The organism is Coleofasciculus sp. G3-WIS-01 (assembly GCF_040223135.1).
In the GTDB taxonomy this organism is placed as follows: Bacteria; Cyanobacteriota; Cyanobacteriia; order Cyanobacteriales; family Coleofasciculaceae; genus Coleofasciculus.
The window spans coordinates 1-13,550 of sequence record NZ_JAVJZI010000064.1; the positions used below are offsets into that span (position 1 = coordinate 1).

11 protein-coding genes and 1 tRNA gene are annotated in these 13,550 nt (G+C 46.7%); 9 read left to right on the top strand and 3 right to left on the bottom strand.

The window, feature by feature from the left end:
• Positions 1 to 528: 528 nt before the first annotated feature.
• Positions 529 to 1,338, bottom strand: a complete 810-nt coding sequence (locus tag RIM23_RS06400) for a TatD family hydrolase (RefSeq protein WP_446365513.1) — start codon at positions 1,336 to 1,338, stop codon at positions 529 to 531.
• Between the two features lie 208 nt (positions 1,339 to 1,546).
• Positions 1,547 to 1,873 carry a 30S ribosomal protein S20 gene (rpsT, locus tag RIM23_RS06405; RefSeq protein ID WP_446359948.1) on the bottom strand — a complete coding sequence of 109 codons (327 nt, stop codon included), beginning with the start codon at positions 1,871 to 1,873 and terminating at the stop codon, positions 1,547 to 1,549.
• Positions 1,874 to 2,086: 213 nt separating this feature from the next.
• Between rpsT and hisD the strand changes: the two genes are divergently transcribed.
• From hisD to RIM23_RS06430, 5 genes are all read left to right on the top strand, one after another.
• Positions 2,087 to 3,394: a histidinol dehydrogenase gene (gene hisD, locus RIM23_RS06410; RefSeq protein WP_446365471.1), complete on the top strand. Its 1,308-nt coding sequence runs from the start codon at positions 2,087 to 2,089 to the stop codon at positions 3,392 to 3,394.
• Positions 3,395 to 3,562: 168 nt separating this feature from the next.
• The gene (locus tag RIM23_RS06415; RefSeq protein WP_446365473.1) at positions 3,563 to 3,988 is read left to right on the top strand and encodes a universal stress protein; all 426 of its coding nucleotides are present in this window, start codon (positions 3,563 to 3,565) and stop codon (positions 3,986 to 3,988) included.
• A 117-nt stretch (positions 3,989 to 4,105) separates the two neighbouring features.
• The gene (locus tag RIM23_RS06420; protein WP_446365475.1) at positions 4,106 to 6,346 is read left to right on the top strand and encodes a PAS domain-containing sensor histidine kinase; all 2,241 of its coding nucleotides are present in this window, start codon (positions 4,106 to 4,108) and stop codon (positions 6,344 to 6,346) included.
• A 252-nt stretch (positions 6,347 to 6,598) separates the two neighbouring features.
• A tRNA-Leu gene (locus RIM23_RS06425) sits at positions 6,599 to 6,680 on the top strand.
• Between the two features lie 25 nt (positions 6,681 to 6,705).
• Entirely contained in the window at positions 6,706 to 6,903 is a 198-nt protein-coding gene (locus tag RIM23_RS06430; RefSeq protein WP_446365477.1) for a hypothetical protein, read from the top strand.
• On the opposite strand, the gene RIM23_RS06435 is transcribed toward RIM23_RS06430, so the two are convergent.
• Complete coding sequence (locus RIM23_RS06435; RefSeq protein ID WP_446365479.1) at positions 6,900 to 7,052, bottom strand: hypothetical protein; 153 nt, start codon at positions 7,050 to 7,052, stop codon at positions 6,900 to 6,902. The two genes, RIM23_RS06430 and RIM23_RS06435, sit on opposite strands and share 4 nt — an antisense overlap.
• On the opposite strand from RIM23_RS06435, the gene RIM23_RS06440 reads away from it, so the two are divergent.
• The 4 genes from RIM23_RS06440 to RIM23_RS06455 all read left to right on the top strand — a co-directional run bounded on the left by RIM23_RS06440 (position 7,033) and on the right by RIM23_RS06455 (position 13,299).
• Positions 7,033 to 12,105, top strand: a complete 5,073-nt coding sequence (locus RIM23_RS06440; protein ID WP_446365481.1) for a hypothetical protein — start codon at positions 7,033 to 7,035, stop codon at positions 12,103 to 12,105. The two genes, RIM23_RS06435 and RIM23_RS06440, sit on opposite strands and share 20 nt — an antisense overlap.
• A gap of 122 nt (positions 12,106 to 12,227) precedes the next feature.
• Positions 12,228 to 12,740, top strand: coding sequence for a hypothetical protein (locus RIM23_RS06445; RefSeq protein WP_446365483.1), 513 nt, complete (start codon positions 12,228 to 12,230; stop codon positions 12,738 to 12,740).
• A 43-nt stretch (positions 12,741 to 12,783) separates the two neighbouring features.
• Positions 12,784 to 12,987 carry a hypothetical protein gene (locus tag RIM23_RS06450; protein WP_446365485.1) on the top strand — a complete coding sequence of 68 codons (204 nt, stop codon included), beginning with the start codon at positions 12,784 to 12,786 and terminating at the stop codon, positions 12,985 to 12,987.
• A gap of 51 nt (positions 12,988 to 13,038) precedes the next feature.
• Entirely contained in the window at positions 13,039 to 13,299 is a 261-nt protein-coding gene (locus RIM23_RS06455; protein ID WP_446365487.1) for a hypothetical protein, read from the top strand.
• Positions 13,300 to 13,550 lie beyond the last annotated feature (251 nt).

Below are 13,550 nucleotides of genomic sequence, written 5' to 3' on the forward strand. Positions count from 1 at the left end.
TGACATCTTCTGTCAACCTTATTGCTAAGTAAAGTTTGCCTCGACAATGTTAGACGGGCTTTTGACGAATTCAGCACTACAGCTATAAACCTGTTCACTGATTGCTTAACTGAATTCGACAGAGCATGATGCTGGCGTTCATATGGCTGGTGTCGTGACCTGTCTAACGTAGACTGCGATGAGTCTTAGTCTGCACGTTCCGACTGTGTACAGATATGCCTAGCTCTGACTAGATCTGCATAGGTTTTTCGGAACGGGTTAATCTACAATTAGATACAATAGGCGGCATCTGTTCCTCGCTGGCAGTTTGGCATTGATTAAGGATTGTTTCGGGGCAGGCGGTGACAACGGGATGGAACTTGAGAAAATTTTATTCATAGTAACTCTTCTTAATCAATTATGGCGCAAGCCCAACAGGATTTATACTAAATCCCGGTTAACTCCTCCTTTTTTGTGCGCTACCGAAAGCCTGAGTTTTTGAGGTTTGGCTTTTTTTAAGCACAAACGGCGGTTCAAAGAATCAGCAATCTAGGACAGTTGTCCTGTCTGTTCCCGGCTAGGTACGGTCAAATTAAACAGCCGACAGGCATTCTGGGTGGTTTCTTGTGCCAACGTTTCCAGGGGAATCTGCCGCAGTTTGGCAATACAATCAGCAATATGGTACAGGTTAGCCGGTTCATTTCGTTTACCGCGCTTGGGTACAGGGGCTAAGAACGGACAATCGGTTTCAATCAGCAGGCGATCGCGCGGTACTAGGGCGGCTGATTCTTTAATGGCTGTGGCGTTCTTAAACGTGACAATACCACTGAAACTAATATAAAAGCCCAGATCCAAAAACCACTGAGTTTCCTCAGGCGTTCCCCCCCAACAATGCATGACCCCCTGTATTGATCCCACCTCTTTTTCAAACTGCTGCACCCAATCACGTAGATCGGCGGCGGCGTCGCGACAGTGAATAATCACGGGTAACTTAAGTTCGTGGGCGATCGCGAGTTGTGCGGTAAATACCTCCTTTTGCTGCTGTTGGTTTTCGGCTTTATAAAAATCTAGCCCCATTTCCCCAATTGCCACCACTCTGGTATCAGAACTGGCTAAGTCCCGAATTTGATCCGCCATTTCGGGCGTCCATTTGTGGGCATCTAGGGGATGTAAGCCGACGGCAAAAGACAGTTCTGGGAACCGATCAGCCAAATTTTGAATCCCCGAAAACTCTGAGGGTTCGACGCAGGAATGTACCAGCCGTACAACGCCGACATCCCGCCAGCGATCGCGCACGGCTTCTAGATCAGACTCGAAGACATCGAAGTTGATATGAACATGGGTATCTATCAACTGTATTGACATTGTGTCCTCTCCTGCTCAATTCTTACCTAAGACGGGCAGTAGCTCTAAGCCAAGAACTCAAGTTCTTGGCTGATGCCGGGGCTTGCTGAAAATTGTGCCAGATATTCAGATGTAACTCACCTGACTAACTTATATGCCCAATTTCTTGGCGATCTACTTGCCCGATGCTGATTCCGGGTGTTCCCATCCCTAGATCAGCTAATTATGACGCCTCTGATGTTTCAGCCGATGCTGGGTTCATTTGAGCTTGTACATTCTTGAACCGCTTGACTAAGCGGGACTTTTTGCGGGCACCATTGTTACTGTGCAGGATGCCCCGCTTCACGGCTTTGTCTATTTTACTGTACGCCGCAGACAGGCGATTTTGCACATCCTGCAACGATTCAGGCGACGGCTGACGGGCGTAATCCTCAACCGCCTCAAAATATTTTTTCATCAGCGTTCTCACCGCTGATTTATAGCTTTTATTGCGAACTCGGTTCCGTTCAGCGATTTTAATACGTTTAAGAGCAGACTTGCTATTAGCCACAGGAGTCTTCAGGAAAACTAACGTTTACGATTACCAATATTCCAAAATACCAGAACAACCACTATAACATCTATGTCAAAAGTATCGCGACTCCAGAAAAATCCAGGTAAGCTAGAGAAGAGAGACTAGGAAAGGAGGACTCCCGGTCAGGGAACTCCCTCATCCTATCCTAGTCTCCCACGGGTAATACCTCATGATAGGCACACCGACTCCATGCTGCGAATAATCACTCAGCAGGCTGAGGCAAAAACTGAACTACGGCGGATCTGCGATCGCACCTCCCACGATGGAATCATGCACAAAGAGGCGACGGTGCGAGAAGTCTTGCAGACGGTAAAACGCCAAGGGGATAAAGCCCTCTTGCACTATACCGAAGAATTCGATCATCAATGCTTAACCCCTGAGCAACTGCGTGTCAGTGGCTCAGAACTGGATGCTGCCTACCAGCAAGTATCCAAGGAACTCCTGGATGCGATTCAGTTGGCAGCACAGCAGATTGAAGCCTTTCACCGACAACGTGTCCCCAAATCTTGGGTGCACTTTGGCGATGATGAGGTGGTGCTGGGCAAACGTTACACGCCAGTGGATCGCGCCGGACTCTATGTTCCTGGCGGTCGAGCCGCTTACCCGAGTACGGTGTTAATGAATGCGATTCCGGCTAAAGTGGCAAAAGTGCCTCAAGTCGTCATGGTCACACCACCGGGCTTGGAGAAAAAGATTAATCCAGCCGTGTTAGTCGCCGCCCAAGAAGCCGGAGTCAGCGAGATTTACCGTATCGGAGGCGCCCAAGCGATCGCGGCTTTAGCTTACGGCACCGAAACCATTCCCAAGGTGGATGTGATTACAGGTCCAGGAAATATCTACGTCACCCTGGCAAAGAAACTCATCTACGGGACTGTGGGTATTGACTCTCTGGCAGGTCCATCGGAGGTACTGATTATTGCCGATAGTGCTGCCAACCCTGTCTATATCGCCGCCGATTTATTGGCGCAGGCAGAACATGACCCGCTAGCCGCGGCTATCCTGGTGACGACAGACGCTCAACTGGCAAAAAGCGTGCAAGTCGAAGTCAAACGGCAACTTCAGGATCATCCCCGACGCCTACTTACCGAAAAAGCGATCGCGCACTACGGATTAATAGTAGTCGTCGATTCCCTGGAAATCGCCGCAGAATTATCCAATGAGTTTGCCCCCGAACACCTAGAATTAGAAATCACCGAACCCTGGGACTTACTCGAAAAGATCCGCCATGCTGGTGCCATCTTCCTGGGAACATCCACCCCAGAAGCCGTTGGGGACTATATCGCCGGACCCAATCACACCTTACCCACCTCCGGTGCTGCTCGCTATGCTTCGGCGTTGGGTGTTGAGACATTCATGAAGCACTCGAGTCTGATTCAATATTCCTCAACCGCCCTGAATAAAATGGCTTGCGCCATTCAGGTGTTGGCACAAGCCGAAGGATTACCCTCTCATGGGGATTCCGTGCGCTTACGAACCTTTGGCGAAAGGCACGATTGACTGAATTGGTGAGTTATCCGTCAGTCATTCGTCCTCAATCATTCACAAGGAATGACGAATGACAATAACAATTTGTCAAGCCAGTAGACAAAACCTCTGCTCAAGAGGGAAAATTCCTATTGGTGGGAGCCAATCGCTCACAATCGCTCACGATGAGGAGAAATTTTGGTGCTAAAGACGATTCTGGTAGCTATCGAGAGCTCCAAGCCAACATATCGCTTAATTGAAACCCTAGACAACCTACAAATAACATCAGCCACCAAAATTATCCTGTGCCATGTCATTCTTCCTCAAGATCCTGAAATGGACATCCCCCTTGATCGCCCACACCCTTCTGAGGAGTTCCTTTACCAAGAAACCGAACAGCAACTGCAACTGTATCAAGCTAAACTACCTTGTCCCAGTGAAATTCAAATTGTTAACGGTGACCCTTCCGCAGAAATAATTCGCCTTGCTCATATTTATCACGCGGATTTAATTGTGATTGGTACTCGTGGACTAACGGGCTTACAGCGCATTGTGCAAGGTTCGGTAAGTAGTCAGGTGGTAGCTGATGCCCCTTGTTCAGTATTAGTGGTTAAGGGGGAGGAATAATCATTGGTCATTGGTCATTGGTCATATACCCGAATAGCCTGTTCTATCAAGACAAAGTCCGGAACAATAGTAGAAAATAGGGAGGTTAAAAGGGTGCAGCTATTTGTGTAGTAGAAGATGACCGCAGAAACCTTTGACCAACAGATTTCCCTATCCCTCAGACGTGTAGAGACGCTTTGGCAACAAGCACACGAAGTATTTAAATTGCCAATACAGGCGTCTTTACGCACAGAGGAAATGTCGAATCAGCAGCAACACTTATTACTGGAGAGTTTGACACAACTGTCTCATTCCCTGCAAGAATTGCAATTTGCTGCCGGAGAACTACGCCAACAAAATGATAAATTAGCGCAAAGCAAGATTACCATAGAAGCTGAACGCCAGCGTTACCGGGAATTGTTTGAGTTTGCCCCCGATGGTTACCTCGTCACCAATCCCGACGCGATCATTTTTGAGGCAAATCAAGCCGCCGCCAATATGCTCAACTTTTCTCCAGAACGTCTGGTGGGCAAATCTTTAGCCGTTTTTGTCGCTACCCAGGAACGGCGCGATTTTTTTTACAAGTTGAGTCAGTTACAACGGGGTGAGTCAATCAATAATTGGCCCGTCCAGATTCAACCCCGTAGTAATACCTCCTTCCTCGCTTCCCTAACCGTCGCGCCTGTGAAAAACCCATCGGGTCAGGTGATTGGATTGCGCTGGCGGTTGCAAGATTTAACGATCGCACGCTATAAAGATTCCATGCAATCCCACAATCATCCCCTGTTTGACTCCATTGTGAAGCACACGGTCATTGGGTTAGGACTTTTGGATCATCAGGGTAACCTGATCGAATATAACCCGAAACTACAGGCAATGCTCGGTTGTCCGGCTGATGAATTAGCACCCACTTTGATGACATGGATGAATTTAGATAAGTCAGGAATGGAATCAGCAATGTTTCGTCAATTGATAGCGGGTGAACGTCACTCCTACCAATTGGAGAAGCCTCTCCACCATCCGGATAGCACCATCGAGTGGGGACGCCTGACTGTGGCGCTGGTATTGGGGACTTCAGACGAACCCACTTCAGCGATTTGTATTCTAGAGGATATTAGTGAGCAAAAACGCCTCAAAGCACAGCAACAAGAGGCAATTCGTCAGCAACAAGCGATTCAGCAGCAGCAAGCGGTCAAACAAGCCGCCTGTCAGCCAGAGAAGAAACCTTCAGCCACCCCCTCTCCCCCAACGCCGGATACCTCAGTCGAACAACTCGGACGAATTCTGAATGCGATTCTCTCAAATTCCAGTGACTTTTTCCTATTGTGCGATCGCACGGGCAAATATGTCTATGTGAATCAAGCCGCAGCCCAGGCTTGGGGACTCCAGCAAAAAGATTTTATCGGTAAAACTTGGCATGATCTGAAGTTGTCCGCCGAACAGATGGAACAGTTGGATATTCAACGGGACTTGGTTTTAACCACGGGAGAGTCTAGAATCGACGAAATTACCTTAACCACGGTTGAGGGGGTGAAGGATTACGAGTACACGATGACTCGTTTAGAGAATCTCGACGGGGATGGTAGCGCCATTGTGATCACGTTTAAAGATTTGAGTGAACAAAAACAGGCGAGGGTAGCTGTTAGCGAAGCCATGGTAAAAGAAGCCGAATATCGGGCGCTAAAATCCCATCTTTCCCGATTGGCTTCAGTGGTTACCCAAGAACTGCGTAATCCTCTGAACAAGATTTTTTCCCATGCTAAATACCTGGAAAATAACCCCGATTTCGACACTGAGAACGACAACCTTTACTATCTCCAGCGCATCCAAGGGAATGCTCACCGGATCAACCAAATCCTGAATGATCTGCTGTGGATTAATAAGGTTGAATCCAAGCAAGTGTCTTTAAATCCCACAGAACTAGATTTAACTCAGTTGTGTCAAGAATTAATCACCCAGTTACAGGCGCGTACACCATCGAGACGCCAAATTACCTTTGTCAGTCCTGAATCTTGTTGTCGCGTTGCTGATGAAAAATTGTTGCGCCGGATGTTGACAAATTTGATGATTAGTGCATGGCGTTATTCACCAGAGGATAGTCCGATCAAGTTGGAATTGTTGTGTCAAGACGTACAGATAGCGTTTCGTATCCCGGATTTTGGGAGTAATATTCCCGAACCTGAGCAAAACGTCTTATTCAACGCCTTCGACACCAATAGTCATGGTGATGGGGTGACGGGGAGTAGTTTAGGGCTGATACTAGTTAAACATTGCCTGGATTTACAAAATGGTGCGATCGCGGTAGAGTCTCAAGCCGGAGAAGGAAGTACGGTGACAATTACTCTACCCTTACCGCAACCTGGGGAGGAGAACCCGTAAGCGATGGGGATGGGGAATTGATACATAATCAGGTAGAACCCCGGTTCTTTCAGGATTGTAGAGACGCGCTTTTGAAGCGTCTCTACAGTGTTCTGGAGGGGTATTCAACCTAGAATTTGATATAAGCTACAGGCTTGACGCACACCTGGAGGATTTCAGGCGATAGCAACGGGAAAATAAGGCTTTCAGCGTTACGTCGAACTCAGCCAACCAAATCGTCAAGTTTTTGCTATCATAGCTATCGAGTGAGTCGCGGACGTGGCGGAATTGGCAGACGCGCTAGATTTAGGTTCTAGTACCGTAAGGTGTGAAGGTTCAAGTCCTTTCGTCCGCATTTGAGAAGAACGAATTTAAATCTATTGGCGAAGGATAGGGTATTGGTAAGGGATAACCAAACCAGTCCTTTTTTAGCCCAAGCAGGGGGAAATCTTTATATTCAGGGGAATAATGGAATTGATATTCTGGCGCTGAATCATCCAGAAACCCCGTTTGTAAGTGGGGGAAATCTAAGTTTAGTCAGTGATGGAATTATTTCGGGGGATGTTAAGTTATCCTAAGATGAGTGAAGTGCGATCGCCTGTTTGGGGGTATGATCGAGGATATTTTCTGCTACCCATTCTATAGACGCGATCGCGCCTCCTGGGAAGGACAGAAAAGACCTGCATAAATCGGGGGAACCTCTGGTAATGTCTTTCCGAGAACCCATCCGCAAACCAAATTTCTCGCCCTTGAGTCGCAAGTCCGCGCCGAATCCGTTGCAGCAACGCCGTTTCAAAGTTCCGAAACCCCAGGAACCTGTGGTAAGACGCTCACCGGAGGAACAGAAGGCGTTTTTGCAACAGAAACTGGAGCAGTCAGCTTTTGTCGGCTATAACGGTCTTAATGTCCCGGTTAATGCACCCAAAACACCACCCCCGCAACCTGTACAGGAGAAGTCCGCTAATGCAGGGTTAGGACAGTATCATCCCAAAATAGAACAGAGAACTTATTCTGTCTTCAATGGGTTGAATCGGTTTAACGTTCAGCAATCGAGTCAGCCAGAAACGGTTCAGCGCTCATGTTCCGCCTGTGAGCAGAAAGAGAAAGAAGAAGAGGAAAAGCACACAGGAACCATCCAGGCGAAAGCTGATATAGCGGGTGCTAGGGGTTTGAATAAAAACCCATTATCGTTACAGGGAAATAACCTCACTCCTACACTACCAGCTAAGACGATTGAGGAGCAGGAGTCTCCAGCTACATCCAACAAAAATCCGTATAAAATATCCGTAGATAAGAATTCCCCGCCACTTCCGGCTAAAGAACTTCCACCGCCTAATACTAAAACAGCCAAAGGTACAGAATCTCAGCTAACGGAAACTTCACCAGATGTTGCACAAGACAAGGTGGATAAGCCGTTAGTCACAGAGACAGAGACTCAAGAGGTACAAAAACCTGCTCCAGCTCAACCCCAATCGTCGAATCAACCCCAAGGGAAAATCGAGCCACCTCCCCAAGCCGAACCCACCACAGAGGCGAAACCGGAAGCACAAAGTACTAAAACTCAACCTGAAGTTGCGCCAGCGCCAAAACCTGAAGCCACCACACCCAAAGCACAAGAGAGTTCAACTGAATCCCCAGCTACCTCAGCACCCACCAAAGAACCTAAACCAGAGACAGAAGGTACTGCGCCTCAACCGGAAGCCGAATCCGCACCGACTGAACCTGTAGCCGAACCGGAGTCAAAATCCCCAGAACCCCCTGTCGCTGAACCGAATCAGAAAATACCTGAACCTGAATCCTCTGAGATTGAGTCAAAAACAGAACCCACACCGGAACAGTCAACGGAAACGGCGTCACTCACTCCAACCAACCAGGAAAACGCCCAAACTTCAGATAGTTCTCCAAATACTGAAGCAGCAGCGAAGGAAACCCCCGCCACAGCAACGCCAGAGAAAGCGGAATCCCCCTCTTTAACAGAAGCTTGGCAGATGGCGCAAGCCCAAGTCACCAATGAGGAAACGTCAGCGCCGGAACCAACACCTGGGGATGGGGATTTGAAGAAAACCCTGGAAACGGCATTACAATCGGCACAAGCGCAAATAGCCGCCATTCAGACACCGGAAAAGCCACCAGAAGCCGAGCCAATTTCTCAGGCGATCGCACCCGCCGTGAAAAGCCCTGAACCTAAGGCTGCACCTGCATCTCAGGGTAAGAAAGAACCACAGAAACCGTCAGATACAGAGGCTAAATCCTCAGCGACGCCAGCACAGGTGTCTCAGACGCCGGAATCGGCTAAACCCAAGCCTGTATCGGAATCGCCTCAGACGGAAAAGCAACCCGAACAATCGACGGCGAAGGGAGACAAGACTCAGGAAACGCCAACGCCTAAATCACCCGCATCAGAAACCGTAGCCGGAGGAGATGCGATCGCGAAGTCGTCGGATACTCAGGATCAGCCCAGTGTTGAAGTTTCTCAACCCAGTGAACCTGATACCATTCAACGCGCCTGTGCTGCTTGTGAACAAGAGAAAGAAGAGGAGACAGTACAACCTTTACTGATTCAGCGTCAACCGATGGGAATCAGCCCTACCTCTGACTCCCAAGCAACAATTATTCAGGCAAAACTAGAAAATCCGATTGAATGGGCGCGAGGGATTTTAGACGGCTTGCGGGGGGATGCGTCGGCGAAGCAGAGCGAACTTCAGGGAGATGCTGCGGCGAAACAATCAGGGGTTAATCGTCAGGCGCAGGGTAAGAGTGTAGAAATAGATAGTCAGGGGAAAGGGAAAGCCTCTGAGGTTGATGCGGAGGGGAAAAATAAAGGCTCAGAACTTGATGCCGATAGTCAATCAAAAGCCTCTGAAATTGATACAGAAGGGAAAAATAAAGGATCAGAACTTGATGCTGATAGTCAAGCCAAAGCCTCTGAAGTTGATGCAGAGGGGAAAAATAAAGGCTCAGAACTTGATGCCGATAGTCAAGCCAAAGCCTCTGAACTTGACACTGAGGGGAAGACAAAAGGGAGTGAATTACAAACCGAAAGTCAAGGGAAAGGCGAAACCCTGACAACTGACAGTCAAACCAAAGGGGCAGAATTAGAAACAGATAGCCAGACAAAAGGTGAGGAACTAGAAGCCGAAAGTCAAGCGAAAGGGAATGACCTAGAAACTGAAGCCACCGCCAAAGGAAATAACCTAGAAACTGAAGCCGAGACTCAGGCGCAGGAATTACAAGGGGATGAGGCAGGGTTTGAACAAGAGGCGGAGAATACCAAGACCGATATTGAGAATCAGGTTAATAATAAGATAACCGAAATTCAAGGTAAAGGGAGTGAATTAACCACAGAACTGGAAGGAAATTGGGCAGGATTAAAAGGGAATGCCGAGGCATCAGTCACATCTCTGGATAATCAGGCAAGTCAACTCTGTGGACGCTATCAGAGTCAAGCCGAAGTATTGATTCAAAATCTCGATAATCAGGCGGGTTCATCGGCGAATATCCAGGAACAGTGGCAAGCCCTTAAAGCCGAATCACAAGCGGCGTGGACTGATTTTATGGCTCAGGTGAGTCCAGTTACCCAAGGAATTGATCAACAGTGGCAACAGTTTAGTCAATGGGCGCAGACACTCTGGGAACCCCTCCGCCAAAAAGCGGGAGAATTGGCAAGTTGGGTAGAAGGCTTGCTGAGTAATGCGAATACTTGGGTGCAGGAACAATGGACAGTTCTCCAGGGTAAAGCAGCAGAAAAATGGAATGGCTTCCAAGCCTCGTTTACGGGTGCTAAAGGTTGGGTAGACGAGAAGGTTAATAGTACGGAGAATTGGGTTAAGGAAAAATCGAAGAGTACGGAGAATTGGATTCAGGACAAATCGAATAGTGCCGGGAATTGGATTAATGAGAAAACTAATGGCGCGAGAAATTGGATAGGGGAGAAAGCCACCTCAGCCGGAAGTTGGATGGGTGAGAAAGCCAATGGTGCTAAAAACTGGATGGGTGAGAAAGCTACCTCAGCCGGAAATTGGATGGGTGAAAAAGCCAATGGTGCGAGAAACTGGATGGGCGATAAAGCACAGGCGGCGGGGAGTTGGATGGGTGAAAAAGCCAATGGTGCGAAAAACTGGATGGGCGATAAAGCTACCTCAGCCGGAAATTGGATGACTGAAAAATCCAATAGCGCTCGCAGTTGGATTAGTGAGAAAGCCGGGAGTGCGGGGAGTTGGTTGAATCAAACTAGCAATTCTTTATTAACGACACTCAGTCAAAAAGGCAGCAGTTTTGTGTCGGGTATCCGTAATACAGGTAGCTCGATTCTCCAGTGGCTAGGTGGCGAAGTGGGTTCCCTGATTTCGGGTGTTCAAGGGGCAAAAGATGGAGCCGTTTCGGGTGTTCAAGGGGCGATAGGTAAGGGTACGAGTTTGCTTCAGGGGAAAAGTAGTAGTGTTGTTAATTGGGTAGGTGAACAAGGTAGCAGTGCAGTTAACTGGGTGAAACAAGAGGGAAGTCGGGCGAAGAGTTGGTTAGGGGAAAAAGGCAGTAGTGCGACGAATTTTGTTAAGGATAAGGGAAGCGATGCGGTTAGTTGGGTTGGTGACACGAGTCAACGTGTGTCGGGTTGGGTGCAGCAAAAGGGAAGCGATGCCAAAAATTGGATTGGTGAGACGAGTCAACGTGCAGCAGATTGGGTGCAGCAAAAGGGAAGCGATGCCAAAAATTGGATTGGTGAGAAGAGTCAAGATGCATCAAGTTGGGTGCAGCAAAAGGGAACGGGTGCGATTAATTGGATTGGTGAAAAGAGACAGGGTGCAGCGAATTGGGTTAAAGATAAAGGTTCTAGCGCGAAGTATTGGGTACAGCATCCCGGTGAGTTGGGACGGAATTTGTTGCAACAGGCAAAGGATGGGATAAAGGGTGGCTGGGATGTGATCAGTACCGAGTTCGGGAATTTAGGGAGTCGGGTACAAGAGCAGGTTAGTGGGTTGTCGGGTTGGGTGAATGATAATGTGATTCAGCCTGGTAAGAATTGGGTGCAGGAGCAGTGGGGTAAGCTGCAAAGTTGGATTCAGAAGCAGTTTCCTGGTTTGACACGCTGTTGGAAGATATTTCAAGAATTGGCTGACAAGATATGGAGCTATATCAAGGATAAGCTCAATGAAATCAAGGAACATGAATCGGATCAACAACACACTGATAATAAAGATGAAACACACTATCAAGGTAAAATTGAACTTCGCTATACACCAATAATAAGTGCTTTGTTGGCGAATCATGCTTTCGTTGTTGTTAGTGATCCTGAAAAAACAGATTCAGATGGTGAAGTTACTACAAATATTAAAGAAACTTACTATCGAGGCGGACCTAGTGGCAATGGTATAGGTGGCTCTAGCGGTTCGAGTGGTCCTGGTGGTTCGAGTGGTTCGAGTGGTTCGAGTGGTTCGAGCCAGACAGAAGCTGAAGATAGTGGTTGGGGATATTTAACGACAGAGCACGGTGAATATACTCGTGGAACTATCGACTGGACTACCAGCCCCTCTGGGGTAATAAATGTCTCAAATAGTATAGACCTATCCTCTGTTGAAAAATGTAACAAGTATAGAGACAGTATGGCAAATACAATGGATAGAATTGAAAATAGCAGAGTTGCATATCGCCCTGTAAGAGGACCCAACAGTAATTCTACAGCTCATCAAGCTGTCAGGGACGCAGGTTTGGGAGATCCGGAACCACCTGTACGGGCACCAGCATGGGACGTGAATCCACACGAAGGGACGCCAATTGAGTGAACTTTTACTACTATATAGTCGGCGATAGTTAGCTGATAATAATAATGATTATTAGTTGAGCTAGTAGATAGAAATTTAAATTCATCGGATAGTTTTAAATTATATCAACTTATGAATTAAAGATGAACAGAAATGTATTGGTTTTGATTGTATCTATTATTATATTCATATTTACCTCAACTTATATATATAAAACTTTTAAAGTTAGTAGGATTATACTAAATTTTGTAAAAACAGAAAAACTGTTTGATAAAAATTTGCTAACCTATAATAAATTAAAACGATTGAACATATATTCGGAGCAAAAAAAAATGAACTTTCATGAAGATCCAGACTTGATGGAGGAAGAAATCTTATATCAAATTCCTATCGGTAGTCCTATTGACGAAGCCAAAGTAATAATGGAGCAAAACGGCTTTAAGTGTGAATATGTGCAAAATGGTACGTATTCTGAAGTAAGAGCATCACAAAATGCACCTGGAAGAATTAGACAAACCAAGCATGAAAATGTCGATTTTATTTATTGTGATATTAACCAAGGATTTATAGTCTCTAGAAGATGGCAAGCTGCTATTGAGTATAAAGATGGATGTGTGACTAAAGTTTCTGTATCAACAGGACTATCTGGTTCCTAGAAAGAATATGTTTTTTTGTTTTAATACTACTTGAAACAAATCAATGGTAACTAATAAAAATGGAAATCAATCTCCACCCCCACCCGATACCCCAGAAGGAAAGTATCGAGAAGCCCTCTTGAACGCAGCAACCAAAGCTGCCAATCTTCTTGGAGAATTAATGGAACTCAGTTTAATCCCTGAACCTCGTGCCAAAGTAAGCCGCCGAGATAGCGCTGAAGTAGGCTTTCATTTGTATGGAGGGTAGTTCTGGAGTTTGCTTCTATGAGATAAAGTCTATTTACAATAAGTGAACATTATGGAAGATACCAATATCCAAAATAAAACCGACCAAAACCCAACCCCCACTCCCTCTAAAACCTTACAACAAGAATACCAAGAAGCCTTGTTAAAATCTGGTATTCAAGCCGCTAAATTACTCAATGAGTTAATCGAATTAAAATTAATGCCAGACCCCCGCGCTAAAGAAATGGCTGATTTGGCTTTGGAGGTGATAAAAATAATTCATTCAGCCCCGGAAGAAATTGTCAACTTTAAAGAAAACCATGATCAGCCTTAAGGATTACTTGTAAACTAAGTAAATTGGCAATCCATCAACCCTTGTATTAGTCTTTTGGCGATACGATGACAGGAAAACTCCCAATGTGACACCTGAAGACATTCCCTCAACACAACCCATTTTTACCGCCATCGTCAACTTCTTCACAGAAGACAATTGGCACTGACTTTAGAGTTTGTAGTAAGTGCTGTCTTCACTTCTGGCACGCTTCGTGCCTACTACGAACCCAGCTTAAGTCAGCAACATTCAGC